The 17,716-nt window shown below is 68.1% G+C and carries 22 protein-coding genes; 8 read left to right on the forward strand and 14 right to left on the reverse strand.

All coding sequences use genetic code 11. The features are described 5' to 3' along the window. Window positions 1-33: 33 nt before the first annotated feature. Window positions 34-873: an aldo/keto reductase gene (locus MKK63_RS20485; protein WP_244005038.1), complete on the reverse strand. Its 840-nt coding sequence runs from the start codon at window positions 871-873 to the stop codon at window positions 34-36. Between the two features lie 262 nt (window positions 874-1,135). Between MKK63_RS20485 and MKK63_RS20490 the strand changes: the two genes are divergently transcribed. Genes MKK63_RS20490 through MKK63_RS20500 form a run of 3 tightly spaced genes read left to right on the forward strand, consistent with a single transcriptional unit; the run spans window position 1,136 to window position 2,891 of the window. Continuing rightward, the gene (locus MKK63_RS20490) at window positions 1,136-2,209 is read left to right on the forward strand and encodes an adenylate/guanylate cyclase domain-containing protein (RefSeq protein WP_244005040.1); all 1,074 of its coding nucleotides are present in this window, start codon (window positions 1,136-1,138) and stop codon (window positions 2,207-2,209) included. Beyond that, complete coding sequence (locus MKK63_RS20495; RefSeq protein WP_244005042.1) at window positions 2,209-2,412, forward strand: hypothetical protein; 204 nt, start codon at window positions 2,209-2,211, stop codon at window positions 2,410-2,412. Before MKK63_RS20490 ends, MKK63_RS20495 begins: the two co-directional genes overlap by 1 nt. Then, window positions 2,409-2,891: a YaiI/YqxD family protein gene (locus MKK63_RS20500; RefSeq protein ID WP_244005044.1), complete on the forward strand. Its 483-nt coding sequence runs from the start codon at window positions 2,409-2,411 to the stop codon at window positions 2,889-2,891. The genes MKK63_RS20495 and MKK63_RS20500 overlap by 4 nt, the downstream gene beginning before the upstream one ends. 36 nt (window positions 2,892-2,927) lie before the next feature. Here MKK63_RS20500 and MKK63_RS20505 read toward each other — a convergent pair whose 3' ends face one another. The 7 genes from MKK63_RS20505 to MKK63_RS20535 all read right to left on the reverse strand — a co-directional run bounded on the left by MKK63_RS20505 (window position 2,928) and on the right by MKK63_RS20535 (window position 7,332). Further along, complete coding sequence (locus tag MKK63_RS20505) at window positions 2,928-3,188, reverse strand: BrnA antitoxin family protein (RefSeq protein WP_244005046.1); 261 nt, start codon at window positions 3,186-3,188, stop codon at window positions 2,928-2,930. A 6-nt stretch (window positions 3,189-3,194) separates the two neighbouring features. Further along, window positions 3,195-3,536 carry a hypothetical protein gene (locus MKK63_RS20510; protein WP_244005048.1) on the reverse strand — a complete coding sequence of 114 codons (342 nt, stop codon included), beginning with the start codon at window positions 3,534-3,536 and terminating at the stop codon, window positions 3,195-3,197. Between the two features lie 292 nt (window positions 3,537-3,828). Continuing rightward, on the reverse strand, window positions 3,829-4,827 hold the full coding sequence (locus tag MKK63_RS20515) for a TonB family protein (protein ID WP_244005050.1): 999 nt from the start codon (window positions 4,825-4,827) through the stop codon (window positions 3,829-3,831). A gap of 4 nt (window positions 4,828-4,831) precedes the next feature. After that, the gene (locus MKK63_RS20520; protein WP_244005052.1) at window positions 4,832-5,317 is read right to left on the reverse strand and encodes an ExbD/TolR family protein; all 486 of its coding nucleotides are present in this window, start codon (window positions 5,315-5,317) and stop codon (window positions 4,832-4,834) included. Between the two features lie 139 nt (window positions 5,318-5,456). Further along, window positions 5,457-6,149 carry a MotA/TolQ/ExbB proton channel family protein gene (locus tag MKK63_RS20525; protein WP_244005054.1) on the reverse strand — a complete coding sequence of 231 codons (693 nt, stop codon included), beginning with the start codon at window positions 6,147-6,149 and terminating at the stop codon, window positions 5,457-5,459. A gap of 147 nt (window positions 6,150-6,296) precedes the next feature. After that, window positions 6,297-6,773, reverse strand: a complete 477-nt coding sequence (locus MKK63_RS20530; protein WP_244005055.1) for a Tat pathway signal protein — start codon at window positions 6,771-6,773, stop codon at window positions 6,297-6,299. Window positions 6,774-6,840: 67 nt separating this feature from the next. Then, on the reverse strand, window positions 6,841-7,332 hold the full coding sequence (locus tag MKK63_RS20535; RefSeq protein ID WP_244005057.1) for a hypothetical protein: 492 nt from the start codon (window positions 7,330-7,332) through the stop codon (window positions 6,841-6,843). Between the two features lie 407 nt (window positions 7,333-7,739). Between MKK63_RS20535 and MKK63_RS20540 the strand changes: the two genes are divergently transcribed. Beyond that, on the forward strand, window positions 7,740-8,168 hold the full coding sequence (locus MKK63_RS20540; protein ID WP_243924936.1) for an Hsp20 family protein: 429 nt from the start codon (window positions 7,740-7,742) through the stop codon (window positions 8,166-8,168). Between the two features lie 93 nt (window positions 8,169-8,261). Further along, the gene (locus tag MKK63_RS20545) at window positions 8,262-8,546 is read left to right on the forward strand and encodes a DUF1150 family protein (protein ID WP_244005059.1); all 285 of its coding nucleotides are present in this window, start codon (window positions 8,262-8,264) and stop codon (window positions 8,544-8,546) included. Window positions 8,547-8,566: 20 nt separating this feature from the next. Here the strand turns inward: MKK63_RS20545 and MKK63_RS20550 are convergent, their stop codons facing one another. Continuing rightward, on the reverse strand, window positions 8,567-9,334 hold the full coding sequence (locus MKK63_RS20550; RefSeq protein ID WP_244005060.1) for an alpha/beta hydrolase: 768 nt from the start codon (window positions 9,332-9,334) through the stop codon (window positions 8,567-8,569). 107 nt (window positions 9,335-9,441) lie between these two features. Here MKK63_RS20550 and MKK63_RS20555 point away from each other — a divergent pair, with 107 nt between their 5' ends. The 3 genes from MKK63_RS20555 (at window position 9,442) to MKK63_RS20565 (ending at window position 12,417) form a co-directional block, all read left to right on the forward strand. Beyond that, window positions 9,442-10,728, forward strand: coding sequence for a glycosyltransferase family 4 protein (locus MKK63_RS20555; protein ID WP_244005062.1), 1,287 nt, complete (start codon window positions 9,442-9,444; stop codon window positions 10,726-10,728). A 220-nt stretch (window positions 10,729-10,948) separates the two neighbouring features. Continuing rightward, complete coding sequence (gene infC, locus MKK63_RS20560; protein ID WP_243924932.1) at window positions 10,949-11,470, forward strand: translation initiation factor IF-3; 522 nt, start codon at window positions 10,949-10,951, stop codon at window positions 11,468-11,470. A 161-nt stretch (window positions 11,471-11,631) separates the two neighbouring features. Then, entirely contained in the window at window positions 11,632-12,417 is a 786-nt protein-coding gene (locus MKK63_RS20565; RefSeq protein ID WP_244005099.1) for a HesA/MoeB/ThiF family protein, read from the forward strand. Here MKK63_RS20565 and MKK63_RS20570 read toward each other — a convergent pair. The 5 genes from MKK63_RS20570 to rpmI form a co-directional block, all read right to left on the reverse strand. Further along, entirely contained in the window at window positions 12,406-13,287 is an 882-nt protein-coding gene (locus MKK63_RS20570) for a DUF1186 domain-containing protein (protein WP_244005064.1), read from the reverse strand. The two genes, MKK63_RS20565 and MKK63_RS20570, sit on opposite strands and share 12 nt — an antisense overlap. 10 nt (window positions 13,288-13,297) lie before the next feature. Continuing rightward, on the reverse strand, window positions 13,298-15,718 hold the full coding sequence (gene pheT, locus MKK63_RS20575; RefSeq protein WP_244005066.1) for a phenylalanine--tRNA ligase subunit beta: 2,421 nt from the start codon (window positions 15,716-15,718) through the stop codon (window positions 13,298-13,300). 99 nt (window positions 15,719-15,817) lie between these two features. Beyond that, window positions 15,818-16,900, reverse strand: coding sequence for a phenylalanine--tRNA ligase subunit alpha (gene pheS, locus MKK63_RS20580; RefSeq protein ID WP_244005069.1), 1,083 nt, complete (start codon window positions 16,898-16,900; stop codon window positions 15,818-15,820). A gap of 151 nt (window positions 16,901-17,051) precedes the next feature. Further along, the gene (gene rplT, locus MKK63_RS20585; protein WP_244005071.1) at window positions 17,052-17,429 is read right to left on the reverse strand and encodes a 50S ribosomal protein L20; all 378 of its coding nucleotides are present in this window, start codon (window positions 17,427-17,429) and stop codon (window positions 17,052-17,054) included. 50 nt (window positions 17,430-17,479) lie between these two features. Then, on the reverse strand, window positions 17,480-17,683 hold the full coding sequence (rpmI, locus tag MKK63_RS20590) for a 50S ribosomal protein L35 (protein WP_243924925.1): 204 nt from the start codon (window positions 17,681-17,683) through the stop codon (window positions 17,480-17,482). Between the last annotated feature and the right edge of the window lie 33 nt (window positions 17,684-17,716).

Consider the following 17,716-nt stretch of genomic DNA (forward strand, 5'->3'; position numbering starts at 1 on the left):
ACGAGAGGGCATCGCACGCCGGCTCGTCGATGCTCAGAGCATCGGCAGCATCCGGGGGCGCGGGCCGCGTGGGAAATGCGCGTCGATCATGGCGATCTCGGCGGATCCGAGATGCAGCTCAGCCGCGCCGGCATTCTCCACCGCGCGGCTCGGGCGCCCGGTCTTCGGGATCGTGAAGGTCAGGGGCATCCGGGTCAGGAAGGCGAGGGCGACCGCATGCGGGGTCGTGCCGTGCGCCTCGGCAATTCCCGCCAGCACCCGGCCGCCGGTGCTAGCCGGATCCGGGAACTCGCCGCTGCCGAACGGCGAGTAGCCGACCATCGCGACGCCGTGCTTCTCGCACCAGGGCAGAACGGCGTGTTCGATCGCCCGCTCGTTGATATGGTAGAGCACTTGGTTGCAGGCGATGCGGTCCGGCCCGGCAATCGCCAGGGCACGATCAAGATCCTCGATGTCGAAGTTGCTGACGCCCCACGACAGGATCTTCCCGGCCCGGCGCAGATCCTCGAACCCCGCGATGGTTTCCTCCAGGGGGTGCTGGCCGGGCCAGTGCAGCAGGTAGCTGTCGAGCCGGTCGGTCCGCAATCGCCGCAGCGACTCCTCGCAGGCGCGCACGACACCGCGGCGGGTCGCGTTTCCAGGCACGACCTTCGACACGAGGAAGACCTCCTCGCGGCAATCGGCGGTCGCCTCGGCGACGATCGCCTCCGCGTCGCCGTACATCTCGGCCGTGTCGATATGGGTCATGCCGGCATCGATCCCGGCCCGAAGCGCGGCGATCGCATCGCCGCGGTCCGACCGGTCGATGTGCCACGTTCCCTGGCCGATCACCGAGACCGGGGCGCGGGCTGCACCAAAGCTCCTGGCCTGCATGGCGTCGTTCCCTTCCCTGTCTTGGCGCTTTTCCGAGAGCGACCCCGGCGATGGGCACCGGCGCCGCGACCCTGCCGTTCCACGCCTTACTCGCGCCATCATGGATTGTTGAGCAAGGCAGGGCGCATAAAGACGGCGCTGCACTTCAGGCCATGGCCTGCTGTCATGCTGCGCGGGCTCGCCGTGCCTGCGCTATAGGGTCAAACCCGTGAAACCCGGTCCGGTGCGCGGTCGCTCGGTTGGCCATGCTGGAGTTGCGCCGATGCTGCCCGCTCACCGCATGTTCTGGGTCCTGATCCTGCTGGCGGCGGCCGGCGCCGGGCTCCTCTACAACATCATCTTCGTGGCGGGCGCGTCCCCGCTTGCAGGATTCACGTATGGCCTCTGCATGGGCGCGACGGTGCTGGCCTTCGACCGCGGCCTGATCCTGGCGGGCCTGCAGGCGCGGATCCGCCGTTTTCCGGCTTGGCTCTACGTAGTTGCGGCCGAACTTGCCTACGTGCTGATGATCATGGCTGGCAACGCGCTCGGTGGCCTGCTGGTCTGGGCGTTTGCGCTGACGACCGACGACCTCACCTCGGCCACACGCATGACCGCCCGGGTGCTCGCCTATGCCCTGGCCGTGTCCGGCCTCCTCGTCTTCGTAATCCGAATGCGCGACCTGATCGGCGGCGAAGTGTTCGTGAACTTTATGATCGGCCGCTATCACAAGCCGGTGGCGGAGGAGCGGGTGTTCCTGTTCCTCGACGTGGTCGGCTCGACCGCCTTCGCGGAGGCGCACGGCGACCTCCGAGCCCAGGAATATCTCGGCGCCGTCTTCGCGACGTTGGCCGAGCCGGTGCGCCGCAACGGCGGCTCCGTCGATGATTATGTCGGGGATCTGGCCATCATCACTTGGCCGATCGCCCGGGGCCTGAAGGATGCGCGCTGCGTGACGTGCCTGTTCGACGTCCTCGACCGGATCGAGGCGGATGCAGAGGCCTGGACGGCCCGGTTCGGAACGGTGCCGCGCCTTCGGGCGGCCCTGCACGGCGGTTCGGTCGTCACGGCCGAAGTCGGAGTCGACCGACACAAGATCGCGTATTTCGGCGATGCCGTGAACGTTACCTCGCGGATCGAAGCCCTATGCCGTCCGCTCGGGGTCGGCATTCTGATCTCGCAGGATCTCCTGGACCGGCTGACGCGGCTTCCGGATGGCGTTCGCGCCCGCTCGCTGGGTGCCCACGCGTTGCGAGGGCGCGGCGCTCCGCTCGCGGTCGCTACGCTCGAGCGCGGTCACGGCGATATGCTGCCCGTCACGGATCTGGAACCCCGTCGCGTGGCGGCAGCCCGCTGATGCCCCGCACGGAGGCACCCCGAGCCGCCATCCTGACGACCGCGAAGATGGGACTTCGCTTCGGCTTGCCGCTGCTCGGCCTGCTGGTTTTCGGACACGCCATCCTGATCTCGGTGGGCGGCGATATCGAGCACTGGCAATTCGCCCTGGGGGTGCTCCTGATCGTGGCGGGCTTCACGTCGAAGCTCGTGCCGCGACCGTGAGCGCCGATACGGCGGGGCCGCCGATCTACCTCGATGCCGATGCCTGCCCGGTCAAGGACGAGACCTACCGGGTGGCGGCCCGCTACGGGCTCACCGTCCACGTGGTCGCAAACAGCATCCTGAATTTGCCGCACGAACCCTGGATCGTGCGCGTCGTGGTCGGCTCTGCCCTCGACGCTGCCGATGACTGGATCGCCGAGCGTGCCGGCCCTGGAAGCATCGTCCTCACAGCCGACGTGCCGCTCGCCGCACGGTGCGTCAAAACCGGCGCGACGGTGCTGGCCTTTACCGGCAAGCCGTTCAGCGAGTCGTCGATCGGCATGGCGCTCGCGACCCGCGACCTGATGCAGTCCCTGCGAGAGGCCGGGACGATCACCGGCGGTCCGAAACCATTCTCGCGCGCCGACAGGTCGGCCTTCCTGTCGGCTCTTGATCGCGCGGTGAACCGGATTCTCCGCGAGCGCCCCCGCGACGCGTGATGCGCGGGCGCCAACGCGCCAAGCTCAAATCCTGCGTTAGTCCTGAGCGGCAGGAATGAGCGTCTTGAGCGCCGCGTTGATGCGGTCCTGCCAGCCCGGCCCATCCTTCTGGAAATGGGCGAGTACCGCACTGTCGAGGCGAAGGCTCACCGTCTCCCGCGTACCGGGGGGCGTTGCGGTCCTGGGTGCCGCCTGCTGCGGGGGAGCCTCCGGCTTCGGAGACGTCGCGGCACGGAAAGCCGCCTCGGCTGCCGCGCGCGGATCGGTGAAGCGGCGGCGATTGCGATCTTCGGCCATCGGCCTCTAACCCTTTGCGGCGGTCTTTTTCGGCGCAGCCTTCTTGGCTGCGCCCTTCCCAGCACCTTTGGCCGCGACCTTCGCGGCAGCCTTGGCTTCCTTCTCGGCCGCCTTGGTCTGGGCCTCGGCTTCTTCCTTGGCCAGTCGAAGCGCCCGCAACTTGACGGTCTTCTCATCGACAGCCTTGATCGCCGCGTGATGCTCCGCCATCGCCTGCGCACCCTCGCGCGCCATCCGCTCGGCGCGTTCGGCCCGCTCGATGCGATTGTCGGCCCGTGTCTTCGCCTCCGCTTCCGCGTCGCGCGTTGCATTCTCCTCGTCGAGGTCGAACTCGGTCTCGTCGCTCATCCTGTCCCTTTCGCCCCAGCGCAGCGTATCCGACCCTTCGCAACCTGCGCGGGACGGCGACTGGGCAGGTCCGGCCTGTTGGAGGGGGAGGGCAAGGCCGGATCTTCACACCCGTGTCCCGTCGCCGAAGGCACACGGACGCGTGTTCAAGCTGGCTTTAGCATGCCCGTCGGGTCGAAGGCGAATCTGCAACGCTCGCCGGGTATGCCAGCGCACAATATTCGCCAGGATCACCGGAAGCTCAGACCAGTCCAGATTCCGGCGTTCTTATCCACGCGTTGTGAGGCAAGGCTTATCTCACTCGGAAGTTGAGCGGGATGGAGACGGACAGGCTAGGCTGCGTCACGCCTGCCGGTGCGGCCGGAAGGCTGCCGCGGACGGCCGAGAGCGCGGCGCTGTCGATCTGCCCGACGCCACTGGAGCGTGCGAGGCCTGCAGCCGTAACTTGGCCTGAGCGCATCACGGTAAAGCGGACCACCGCCGTTCCGCCTCCGGTGCCGTTGGCGGCGCCCGCATTCATGCGCCCGTGGATCGCCGCACTGATCGCACCCGTCCATTGGCGCAGGGCGCTCGGATCGCTACCGGCCGCGGCGCGGCCCGCCGCGTTCTGGCGTGACGCCGAGGCGGAGTTGCGCGCTTCGGCGCCCTCCTGAGCCTTCGCCTGACGGGCTTTGGCCTCCCGCGCGGCCTTCGCCTTAGCCTCGCGAATGTCCTCCAGACGCTCCTGACGCGCCTCCTCGCGCTTCTGCTCGCGGAGCTTCTCCTCCCGGATCTTGCGAATCTTCGCTTCCCGCACGGCCTTGAGCTTGGCGGGATCGGGCTCGGGCTTCGGCGGCTCCTCGGTCTTAGCGATCTCGGCGGGCGGGGGCGTCAGCGGCTGTGCCTCCTCCGAACTCGACGTGATCACCTGGCTCGGGGTCTCGACCGCCTCGGCCTGCGGCGGAGGCTCGACCACCGGGGTCTCGTCCGGCTTTACTTCGGCCATCTCGGTCGGTGGCGGCGGCTGGACCGCCTCGTCGGGCGGCAGGTCGACGGGCTTCGTCTCCGGCGGCGCGGCTTGGCTCATTTGCTGCTCGGACGGTGCCTCCGTCGGCGCCTCCGTCATGATCGGCGCCAGATCCACGGTGATCTGTTGCTCGCCGGGCGGCGTCGGGGGCGCAAGCCGTAGGACCATCGCGGCGGCCAGTACGAGGGCATGCAGCCCCAGAGCGACCAGGAAGGCCACGACCAGCCCGGATGGGCGGCGTTGCCCGAACCCCTCGGGCGCATCCGTCGATACGAACGTGTTCATCGGCTCAGCGGGCGGTCCCGGCAGGGGCGGCAGCGGCCGGCACAGACGGGGGCGCCGATGCGCCGCCGGGCGACTGCGCGATCAGCGAGACCTTGGTGAAGCCGGCCTGCCCCACCAGTCCCATGACCTCCATGACCTTGCCGTAGGGGACGTCCCGGTCGCCGCGCACGAGGATGACCTGATCCTTGTCGGCCGCCGCCATCTCGCGCAGGCGCGGCACCAAGCTCTCCATGGTAAAGATTTCCTTGGCGATCGAGGGCTTGCCGTCCTTGTCGACCGTGACCTCCTGGGGCTTCTTCGACTGCGCCACCTTCGGGGCCGCGGTCTTGGGCAGCTGCACCGGCACGCCCGTGGTCATCAACGGCGCTGCGACCATGAAGATGATCAGCAGCACGAGCATCACGTCGACCATCGGGGTCACGTTGATCTCGGACATCGGCATGTCTTCGAGATCGTCGTCGTCGCTCGCGCGAATGGATCCCATCGCCATCGGGCGTCTCCGGTTCGGTGCGTTCAGCCCACGCGTGGGCGGTCCTATTCAAGCGGCTCAGAGCCTCTCACGAGACTCCCGATCACCGGGAGCCCTCCCTCTGCGCGCGACGGAGCAGCGGGCGTTCTGTGGGAGGCGTCTACTCGGCGGCGGCGCGGTGCGGTGTGCCGGCGCGGTCGCGCGCCAGACGGTTGCCGAGCAGCGAGATATAGGACGAGAAGGTGCTCTGGATCGCGCCCACGTCGCCCGACAGTTTGTTGAACGCCATGACGGCCGGGATGGCGACCACGAGGCCGATTGCGGTGGCGAACAGCGCCTCCGCGATGCCCGGCGCCACCACGGCCAGCGACGTGTCCTGGCTGCGCGCGATCGACGAGAACGAGTTCATGATGCCCCAGACGGTGCCGAATAGCCCCACGAAGGGTGCGGTCGACCCGGAGGTCGCCAGCAGGGACAGGCCGGTGCGCAGGCGCTTCACCTCCATCGTGAGCGCGCCCTTCATCGCCCGCTCAATCCGCTCGCGGCGCTCCGCCCGGGTCTCGGAGGTGTCTTGATCGCGCCATGCATCGATGCCGGCCCGCGCGATGTGGCCGGCGATGCCGCTGAGTTCGCCGTCGAGCTTGCCGCCGGATTGGACCAGCGTGGCGAATTCCTTGGCCTGACGCCGGGCGGCGGCGAGGCGGATGATCTTCTCGAACACTACGGTCCAGCACGCGATCGAGGCGACGACCAAGAGGATCATCACAACCTTCACGATCGGATCGGCCTGAAGGAACAGGCCGAGGAACGAGAAGTCGTGGGCGGCCTCGATCGGCGCTTGTGTCGGGTCCATCGCGGGCTCCTGGCGTCTTGGTCTCACGCGGCGTTGCGCCGCCGTCCTATCGGGGTGCGGCGAATGCCGCTGACCGCCCGGCGATACCTGCCGCCGGACGGTCTCACCGCTTCGTCCGTCCAGCGGCCGGGATCAGCGGTCGCGAGATCAGCGGTCGAATGGGATGCCGGCCTTCGAATCCGTCTCGGTCCGTTCGAGACACGCTTCGCGGCCGGCGTCGCCTCCGTCGCAGGACAGGACGTCGTTCAACAGGACGCGCCCTACCTTGTTGCAGGCGATCCCGGGGAAATCGAAAATCTTCACGAGGGTCTTCCGGGGTGGGAGCGGACCGAGTTCCACCGCCACACGCTTCTGTGCGACTCCGTCCGTATCGAAGGCGAAGAGATCGACTTTGTAGGATTTGAGACTCGCCCCCCTGGTGTTGTCGATCACCATTGTGATGCGGCACGCCTCAGCGGCCGTCTCGACCTTGTTGAGCTGCAGCTTCAGCGGCCCGGCCTTCTCGGGCGCGTCTTGCGCCAGGGCGGAGACCACGAGGAGCGCCGAGAGCGCGACGCAGGCCGCCGTGTCGAGGGCGATACGCCCGATCCGCCGGCGGTACAGGGGAACGCTCAAGGCAAGCACCGAACCGTCATCCTCTTCCTCGTCCTGGGGCCTGCGCCCGCCGTTCCCGCCCGATCCCGGAGGGGATTCAGTGAAGTACAACGCCACCGCGGCAGGATGTCGGCGCCAAGCGCTCGGCTGCCGCATCGAGCGGATCGACGGCCGCCCGGACCGCCGCCACGAGCCGCGGTGCCGTGTCCCGCCCGGTGATCTCCGCTGCCGCCTCCTCGAGATCCGCCCAGAGCCGTTTCCGGCCCCGGTTGATCAGGTTGACCAGCGCGCATTCATGACCGGTCACGCGGCAGCAACTCGCCGGCATGAACGACCAATCCTCCTCGCGCTCCACTCGTAGCGCACGGATGATCGCCACCACGCAGGCCACGAACCGGCACCCTTCCGCCGGCCCGAGTAGTTGTTCGGCCCCGTCGAACGCAGCATTCCAACAGGCCACATCGCTGGTCATGTAGCCGGCTGCAACGAAACGAGCCACTGCCAAGGCCAGGATCTCGGCCTCGTCGCCGCACACGTCGACCACGCGCTGCAGCGCCGCACGGTCCGACAGGGTCTGGGGCGCGTCCATGGGCGCTTTGCCTCGCGTCGCAGCTGAAATCCGAGCGATCGCCCGATGTGATCGTCCGATCGCCAGCCGCGGCAGTAAGCCACCGGCGCGGCCTTGATCAAGGCCCAGCTCAAAAATCAGAGCAGTTCCAAACTGTTAGTCGGAAGCGTGACGGCTCAAAAACTTGCCAGTATTCCCTAACTATCATTGCCGAATATGCCCAGCACGGCTGTGCCGACCGGTGGTGGACTAAACGAGAGGCGTCCCTTGATGGCCAGCACCACCGTGGCCATATCGCTCTACTGCCGGCAGCGTCTCGTCCGGCGGAGCGCTGCCCCGGTGGGCTCCCTGTCGACGAGGTGCTTGGGCATTGCGGGGCGGCGGCAGGCCCCGGGGGCAGAGGCCTCGCTTTCTGGATGACGGCCGCGATGACGCGCACTTCGCCCTTCGGGCATCCGTTCCTGCTTGGGTTCGACGAGATCGAACAGGCCCTCGACCGGGTCTCCAAAGCCACCAACGATGGCTATCCACCCTACAATATCGAGCGCCTGCCTCGGACCGAGAGCGAGCCTGAAAGGCTCCGCATCACGCTCGCGGTCGCGGGTTTCACCCGCGAGCAGCTCGACGTGATGCTGGAGGACAGCCAGCTCGTGGTGCGCGGCCGGCAGGTCGACGAGCGCGAGCGTCATTTCCTCCACCGCGGCATCGCGGCGCGGCAGTTCCAGCGCACCTTCCTCCTTGCTGACGGCATGGAGGTGCTGGGCGCGGATCTGGCCAATGGCCTGCTGTCGATTGACCTCGTTCGCCCAGAGCCGGATCGAATTGTGCGCAAGATCGATATCGGCGCGCGCGGTTGAGATTGATCGGACGGCAGCAATCCCCACATGAGCTTGGTGCTGTCGGTGCCTTCGGGACCGGCCGCGGACGCTCTGCCAGCCAGGAGGGCATTGATGACCGTTCCTAATCCGTCGCCCCTGACCCCCGCCGATCTCGATCCCGCCGACTTCCAGCCGGCCGATCTTGCGGCGCTCGGTGAGGGGCACATCGCCTACGTGCGGCCGATCCGGTCCGACGAGGTGCGCCGCTTCTTCCCGCAGGCCCCTGAACTGACGCCCGGACTCCATCTGTTCGCGCTGCTCTCGGCGAGCGGTGCACCGATCATGCTTGCCGATTCCCGTGCTGTCGTTCTGGCCAATGCTGCCGCGCAGGATCTGCAGCCGGTCAGTCTGCACTGAACCAAGCGGGCTCCGGCCCGTCAGGTTATCTCGGCCACCGCCGCCACGAGCCGTGCGATATCCTGCGGTCGCGACAGGCGGTGGTCACCATCCGCGATCAGCGTCATCACCGTACCTTCGGCCGGCAGGCGGCCGAGGATCTTGAGGGCGTGGGCATACGGTACATCTGTGTCGCGCATGCCCTGAAGGATATGGATCGGGCACGCCGGATCGATGGGGCTCCCAAGCATGCAGTTCCGGCGACCATCCTCGATCAGCTTCAGAGTGAGCGGGTCCGGTTCGGGCGCATAGTGGCTGGGTCTGCGCAGGACACCGTCGCGCATCAGCATGGCGCGCCCCGCCTCGGTGAGGCGTTCCCAGATCAAATCTTCGGTGAAGTCCAGAGCCGGGGCGATGAGCACGAGGCCCGCATTTGGCGCGCCACCCGCTGCCCGGTCGCGGGCTGCAAGGCAGGCGATCCAGCCGCCCATCGAGGAGCCGACCAGGATCGGAGGCTCGCCGATATGGGTACCCAACACGGCCTGCGCGTCCTCCAGCCAGGAACTGATCGTGCAATCCGTGAACGTGCCGCTCGACTCGCCGTGGGCTGCATAATCGAACCGGACGAAGGCGCGCCCTGCTTGAGCAGCCCATTGATCGAGGGCGGTTGCCTTCGTGGCCTTCATGTCCGAGCGGAAACCGCCCAGCCATACCACCGGCGGCCCCGAGCCGGGTCGCGCGCGCACTGCGATACGACGCTGCGTGTCGCCGGTGCCGACTGTGAGGAAGCTTGGCTCCATATCGGGCATCCTGATCTTCGATATCCCCATCCAAGCGTGAAGAAACACCGTCCTTGATACGGTTCGCTTCAACATCCGTTTACCGGACCGTAAAGCGCGGCTGTGATGCTGAAGCAATGGCAGCGAGCATTTGGCAGATACCGGCGGGCGGCATGCGCGTCCTGGCCGAGGGACCGCGGACGGGCGCCGAGTCGCGCGGCCTGACGGGCTTTCCCAGCGAAGTGGGTGTCCTGGCGGGCGCTCGGATCCTCCAGATCATCCCCGAACTCGAAGCCGGCGGCGCCGAGCGCACGACGGTCGATGTCGCGGGCGCCCTGGCGTCCGTCGGGGCGCGTGCCCTGGTGGCGACCGAGGGCGGGCGTCTGGTCGGCGAGCTACAGGCGAAGGGCGGCCACTGGCTCCGATTCCCAGCGGCCTCGAAGAACCCGGCGGCGATGGCGGTCAACGTCGTGCGGCTCATGATGCTCTGCCGCCGCGAGGGCGTGCAACTCATCCATGCCCGCTCGCGCGCGCCGGCCTGGGTGGCGCTTGCTGCCGCGCGCCGGCTCGGCCTGCCGTTCGTCACGACCTATCACGGCAGCTATTCCGGCCGGACCAGCGTGAAGGTGCTCTACAATTCCGTCATGGCCCGCGGGGACGTGGTGATCGCCAACTCGCGCTACACGGCCGATCTCATTACGCGGATGCATGCTGAGCAGGCCGGAGACCGGGTGCGGGTGATCCACCGGGGTACCGACCTCGCCGTTTTCAACCCTGTGGCAGTCGGTGCCGGCCGGGTCGAGGCCCTGCGCCGAGCCTGGAACGTTGCGCCCCACGAGCGGGTGATTCTGCTGGCGGCCCGCCTCACCGCCTGGAAGGGGCATCGCGTGCTGATCGAGGCGGCCGCGCAGATGCGCGACCGGGGCGTGCCGGATATCGCTGTCGTGCTGGCCGGCGATGCCCAGGGCCGAACCTCCTACGAGGGCGAACTCGACGCGCTGATTGCGGCCAGGAATCTCGGTGCCGTCGTCCGCCGGGTCGGGCATTGTACCGACATGCCGGCGGCCTTCCGGGCCGCCTCCGTGGTGGCCGTGCCGTCGATCGAGCCCGAGGCGTTCGGGCGGTCGGCCGTCGAAGCGCAGGCGCTCGGGACACCGGTGGTCGTCTCGGATCTCGGGGCTGTCCCCGAGACCGTTCTGGCACCGCCGGATGTCCCGGCCGGACAGCGCACCGGCTGGCGCGTCCCACCGGGCGATGCCGCCGCTCTCGCGTCGGCGCTGACTGAAGCCCTCTCGCTCGGCGCGAGTGCCCGGGACGCCATGGCGCGCAGAGCGCGGACCCATGTGGAGACCCACTTCTCCTTGGATCGCATGGTGGGAGACACCCTCGCGGTTTATGCCGAATTGCGCGGGGGAGCCCGTTAATCAAAGCCCGGTTTGGGGGCACGGATGACGCGCGGCATCGGCTCTTTATTTTCAGTCCGCGCCTCGGTCAGCCGTTGACTCTGGCCGCGCTTCCCCCAACGTAGTATGTCCGGAAGAGACCGGAGCGGCCGGCGGCCAGGTAATCCTTCAGGGGATTGTCGGGTCCGCCATTTCGTCGTTGCAGCAGGAGACCAAAGCCATTCGTAGACCGATGAGAGCCATGCCGGCCCCGCAGAAGGACGGGCCGCGCGCCAACCGCGACATTCGCGGTGTGCGAGAGGTGCAGCTGATCGACGATACCGGCCAGAACCGCGGTGTCGTTGCCTTCTTCGACGCGCTGACTCTTGCCGAGGAAGCCGGCCTCGATCTCGTGGAGATCGCGCCAAATTCCGTGCCGCCCGTCTGCAAGCTGCTCGATTACGGGCGCTTCCGCTTCAACGAGCAGAAGAAGCAGAACGAGGCCCGCAAGAGGCAGAAGACAGTCGAGGTCAAGGAGATCAAGCTCCGCCCCGGCATCGACAAGCACGACTACGACACCAAGATGAAGTCGGTTCACCGCTTCTTCGAGGAGGGCGACAAGGTCAAGGTGACCCTGCGCTTCCGTGGCCGTGAGATGGCTCACCAGGATATCGGCCTGCGCCTCCTGGAGCGTGTGAAGCACGAGACGGCCGAGATTGCCAAGGTCGAGAGCGAGCCGATGCTCGAAGGTCGGCAGATGATCATGATTCTGGCCCCGCGCTGATCGAGCCGCGGCCCTGCTCGTCATGATCCTGATTCGCGGCCTGGGACGGTTTGGTCCCAGCGCTGTTGATCGTCCGCGCTCCGTTTCGGCGTCCGACCGGACATGGAACACCCGCCGGATCGGTGCTTCCGCCGGCCGCCGGGACGGCCTATGGCCTGCGCATGGCCCTCGCTCCCGATGAGATCGAACGCTACGCCCGCCACCTCGTCCTTGCCGAGGTCGGTGGTCCCGGTCAGGCGCGCCTGAAGGCGGCTCGGGTGCTGGTCATCGGGGCGGGAGGCCTAGGCGCCCCGCTGATCCAGTATCTCGCCGCCGCCGGGATCGGCACGATCGGTATCGTCGATGACGACGTGGTCGCCCTCTCAAATCTTCAGCGGCAGGTGATCCACGGTACGCCGGACCTGGGTCGTCCGAAGGTCGAGAGCGCCGCCGATGCCGTGGCCCGCCTCAACCCGCATGTGGCCGTAAGCCCCCATCCGGCCCGGATCACACCCGACAACGCGGTCGACCTGATCCGCGGCTATGACCTCGTGGCGGATGGGTCCGACAATTTCGCCACCCGATACGCCGTCTCGGATGCCTGTTTCCATGCGGGCCGGCCGCTGGTGACGGCAGCTCTAGGCCGGTTCGACGGCACGCTCACGACGATCCGGGCGCACGAGACCGGCCCGGACGGGAACCCGAATCCAACCTATCGCTGCCTGTTCCCGAACCCGCCGCCCCCCGGCAGCGTGCCCGCCTGCGCGGAGGCAGGCGTTCTCGGAGCGCTGGCAGGCGTGATGGGTTCGCTGATGGCCATGGAGGTCATCCGCGCGGTGGCGGATTTCGGCGAGCCCCTGGTCGGGCGCCTGCTGATGGTCGATGCCCGCGCGATGCGGTTCGAGACGCTGCATTATGCGTGGGATCCGGACAATCCGCTCAGCGGCAGCGGGACGTCAGCCGAATAGGGGCCCGGGGGGCATCCAGGGCCCTTCGGCCTGCTCCTTGCCGAGGCAGCATTTCTTGAACTTCTTGCCCGAGCCGCAGGGGCAGGGATCGTTGCGCCCGACATCCTTGAACGGATTGCGCTGCGGCTCGCCGGCACCTTCCACGGTCCAGTCGAGGGCGTCGATCGCATCGTCCAAGTAACCGTACTGATAGGGGCCGAGCCGCTCCCGGTCGTGGGGCTTCGCCTCGGCCTTGCGCAGGGCCTCCTTGAACCACTCGGCGTCGCTAACCTCGTCGGTGATGCGCCCGTCGGCGCGGGCCGCGGCAACCCGGGGGGCGAGGTCCCGGAAGCCGAGATGCGCGATCGTCTCCTCCCAGCCGGTCCAGGCTGGAGCCTCCTCGACGGCGGCCTGCGCGTCGTCGAAGCGGACGAGGAGGTCGTGCATCGCGGCGCGGTCGATGCGGCCCTCCAGGGTGAGGAAGGTGCAGGCGCAGAGCAGCGCCATACGGGCGAAATCGTCGACGGTGCTGTCGAGGATCAGGCGGAACAGCGGCTGCGGATCGCCATCGAATAGGCTCGCCAGCACCTTGGCCAGGGTCGCGGTCAGCGCATCGCCCAGCACGGCATCGAGGCTCTCCTCGTCCTGCCGCAGGAGACGCAGAAGGGGCGCGAGGGCCCGCGTGTCCCGGGCCTGGGCCATGACGTGCAGGCCCCAGAACAGGAGGTTGGCCTCCTCCGGGGTCAGCTCGCGCTCGTCTGCCGCCTTCTCGAGCAGCGGCAGCGTCGCCTCGGCGATCGCGGCTGGATGCTTCACGGCCTCGCGCAGAGCCGCGGTCGGCCGGCGCTCGGCCGCCGTCAGATCCGCGATGAGCAGGGCGGTCCGGTCCATGCGGTTCCCCTCAGGCGCGCAGCGTCGCGCCGGTCCGGCGCATAACTTCGGCGACGATTTTGGCGCTCACGGCCTCGATCTCGGCATCGGTCAGCGTGCGGTCCACCGGCTGCAGCCGCACTGCGATCGCCACCGACTTCGCGCCCTCCGGCACGCCTGGGCCCTCGTAGAGATCGAACACATCGACCGCCGTGACCAGCTTGCGCTCAGCGTTCTGGGCCGCCTTGACGAGGTCGCCGGCCGGCACGTCGCGGCCGACCACGAAAGCGAAGTCGCGCGACAGGGGCTGGAATTCGGCGAGCACGAGCGCCGGCTTGGCCTTGGTCGGCTTCTGCTTGGGGAGCGGCAGCGCGTCGAGCACGATCTCGAAGGCGACGAGGCTGCCCTTGAGATCGAGGGCCTGAAGCGTCCGCGGGTGCACCTCGCCGAACCAGCCGATCTCGGTTTTTGGCCCAAACCGCAGCGTCCCCGAGCGGCCGGGATGCAGCCAGGACGGTCCGCCGGCCGTCACCTGAAGCCCACCCGTCGGCACGCCGAGGCTGCCAAGCAGCGCCAGGGCGTCGGACTTGGCGTCGAACGCGTCTACAGTCTCGGTCGCGCCATCCCAATGGCGCCCGGCTCCCGACAGGGTCGCGCTGCCCCGGCGGATCGCCGCCGCGCGGATCGTCTGGCCCTCCGGCTCGTCGGAGGCGAAGCACTGGCCGACCTCGAACAGGGCGGCATCCGGGTAGCCGCGGTCCGCGTTGCGCTGCGCCACGCGCAGCAGGCCAGGCACGAGGCTTGGGCGCATGTCCGACAGGTCGGAGGCGATCGGATTGGCTAGGGCAAGGTCGGCGCCGCCGCCGCCGAACAGCACGGCATCGTCATGCGACACGAAGGACCACGTCACCGCCTCCAACAGGCCGCGGCTCGCCAGGGCGCGCTTGGCAGTCCGCGTGCGTTTCTGCATCACCGTGAGCAGCGCACCGCCGATGCCGGCCAGACGCGGCAGGGGCGTCGCCACGATTCGGTCGAGGCCGGCGATACGCACGATCTCCTCCACGAGGTCGGCTTTGCCCTCCACGTCGGGCCGCCAGGACGGGGTGTGGACCTGCACCCGCTCGCCGGTGTCGGAGACGTGGAAGCCGAGCGTCTCCAGGATTCGCTGCATCTCGCCGGGCTGGACGTCGAGGCCGGCGAGGCGGCGAACCTCGGTCCAGGGGAAGTCGATGATCCGCTCGAATTCGGGCGGTTCGCCGGCGATCTGTGCTACGCTCGGCGTGCCGCCGCAGAGGTCGACCACGAGGCGAGTTGCGAGATCGAGTCCCGGGAGCGCGAAGGCCGGATCGACGCCGCGCTCGAAGCGGTAGCGGGCATCGGTGATGATGCCGAGGCGCCGGCCCGATTGCGCGATGTTGGTCGGATCCCACAGGGCCGATTCGATCAGCACGTCCGTGGTGGTCTCATCGCAGCCCGACGCTTGGCCGCCCATGATGCCGGCGATGGATTCGACGCCGTTCCCGTCGGCGATCACCACGGTATCGCCGGAGAGCGTGTGAGTGCGGCCGTCGAGGGCGAGCAGGCTCTCGCCGTCCTGCGCCCGGCGGACAACGAGCCTGTCGGAGACCTTGGCGGCGTCGAACACATGCAGCGGGCGGCCGCGGTCGAAGGTGACGTAGTTGGTGATGTCGACCAGCGCGTTGATCGGGCGCAACCCGATGGCCCGCAGCCGGGCTTGCATCCAGGCCGGGGAGGGGCCGTTCCTGACGCCGCGCACCAGCCGCAGGGCGAAGAGTGGGCAGAGGTGCCGGTCGCCCGCATCGAAGGCCACTTCGACGCCGACTTGGCAGGGGCCCTCGCCGGGCACGACCGGCAGGGCCTCGCGCTTCAGCGTGCCGATGCCGGCGGCGGCGAGATCGCGGGCGATGCCGTGGACCGAGGTGCAATCCGGGCGGTTGGGCGTCAGGTTGATCTCGATGACCGGATCGTCGAGTCCGGCATAGAGCGCGTAGGACTGGCCGATCGGAGCCTCGGCCGGGAGTTCGAGGATGCCGTCATGGTCCTCGCCGAGGCCGAGTTCGGCGCCCGAGCAAAGCATGCCGTGGCTCTCGACGCCGCGGATCGTGCCGACCGACAGGGTGATGTTCTTGCCCGGGACGTAGGTGCCAGGCGGCGCGAAGACCGACACGAGGCCGGCGCGGGCGTTCGGCGCTCCGCAGACGACCTGCGTCGGCGCGCCGGCCCCGGTCTCGACGGTGCAGACCCGCAGCCGGTCGGCGTTCGGATGCTGCTCGGCCGTCAGGATCTTGGCGACCACGTAGGGCTTGAGCGCAGCGGCCTTGTCCTCGACGCCCTCCACCTCCAGGCCGATCCGCGTCAGCGTCTCGGCGATGGTGTCGAGGGAGGCCTCGGTGTCGAGGTGGTCCTTGAGCCAGGAGAGGGTGAATTTCATGATGGACCTTCGAGAGCCTGATGTCGGCTCGACCGTCGGAGGAACAGGATTGCGGGGCCATCACCGGGGCCGGAGGGGCGCGGGTGGAGCCGGGGCGACTTAGCCCGTGAGGCCGCCCACGAGGCTCGGCACATCCAACGGCCGGAACCCGTAATGGTCGAGCCATCGGACATCCGCCTCGAAGAACGGGCGCAGGTCCGGCATCCCATATTTGAGCATGGCGATGCGATCGATGCCGACCCCGAAGGCGAAGCCCTGGACGACGTCTGGATCGAGTCCGCAATTGCGCAGCACGTTCGGGTGGACCATCCCGCAGCCTAGGATTTCCAGCCAGTCGTCGCCCTCACCGAAGCGGATTTCGCCGCCCTTGCGCGAGCACTGGATGTCCACTTCCGCGGACGGCTCGGTGAACGGGAAGAAGGACGGCCGGAAGCGCATCTTGACGCCCTCGACCTCAAAGAACGCCTTGCAGAATTCCTCCAGCACCCATTTCAGGTTGGCGATGTTGGCGCTAGTGTCGATCACCAGCCCCTCAACCTGATGGAACATTGGCGTGTGGGTCTGGTCGGAATCGTGCCGGTAGGTCCGGCCCGGAATGATCACCCGGATCGGCGGCGTTCGCGCCCGCATCGTCCGGATCTGAACCGGCGAGGTGTGAGTGCGCAGCACCTTGCGCTTCCCGTCGCGGTCCGGCGCCAGGAAGAAGGTGTCGTGCATCTCCCGGGCCGGGTGGCCGGGCGGGAAGTTAAGGGCGGTAAAGTTGAGCTCGTCGGTCTCGATGTCGGGCCCTTCGGCCACCGCGAAGCCCATATCGGCGAAGATCGCGGTGATCTCGTCGATGACTTGCGAGATCGGATGGATCCGTCCGCGTACCTCCGGCGCCTCGCGAGCCGGCAGGGTCACGTCGATCCGCTCGGAGGCAAGACGGGCCTCCAGGGCGGCTTCGGCGAGTTCGGTCTTGCGCGCAGTAACGGCGCCCTGCACCCGATCGCGCAGGCCGTTGATCAGGGGTCCGCGCTCCTTGCGCTCCTCCGGGGTCATGCTGCCCAAAGTCTTCAGCAGGTCGGAGATGCTGCCCTTCTTGCCGAGCGCGGAAACGCGCACCGCGTCGAGGGCCGCCTCGTCGGCGGCCGTCGATACCTGGGTTAGGAGGTCGCGTTCGAGGGTGTCGAGATCGGTCATCGCAGTCATCGAACTGGGTTGGAAAGGCGCCGTCGCGGGTGCTGTCGCGCGTTGTGCGCCCGGGCGCAAGCACCGGACGGACCCTTGAAAACGACGAAGGCGCGGCCCCCGGGGGAACCGCGCCTTCCGTGCGTCTCGCCGTGGGCCCGGATCAGGCGGCCTTGGCGGTGGTCTGGGGCAGCGCGGCCTTGGCCTTCTCGACCACGGCGGCAAAGCTCGCCGGCTCGTGGATCGCCAGTTCCGACAGTGCCTTGCGGTCGACGATGATGCCCGACTTCGACAGACCGTCGATGAAGCGCGAATAGGTCAGTCCATGCTCGCGGACCGCCGCGTTGAGGCGCTGGATCCAGAGCGCGCGGAACGTGCGCTTCTTGTTCTTGCGGTCGCGGTAGGCATACTGCATGCCCTTTTCGACCGCCTGCTTGGCGATGCGGATCGTATTCTTGCGCCGGCCGTAATAGCCCTTGGCGGCCTTCAGAACTTTCTTGTGCTTCGCGTGACTGGTCACGCCGCGTTTGACGCGGGCCATCGGTTATCTCCTGGATTCGACGAAAGACAGTGGCAACGGGTGTTGAAGGCTTACCGCGCGTTCGGCAGGAAGTACTTCTTCACGTTGGCGGCATCACCCTCGAACATCGTCGTGGTGCCGCGCAGGTTGCGGATCTGCTTAGTCGTCCGCTTGATCATCCCGTGGCGCTTGCCGGCCTGGGCGTACATCACCTTGCCGGTGCCGGTGATCTTGAAGCGCTTCTTAGCGCCGGATTTGGTCTTCAACTTGGGCATTTGGCTCTCCGTTGCGCGAATATTCCCGGAGCC

Source organism: Methylobacterium sp. J-088 (genome assembly GCF_022829295.1).
Taxonomy (GTDB): Bacteria; Pseudomonadota; Alphaproteobacteria; order Rhizobiales; family Beijerinckiaceae; genus Methylobacterium.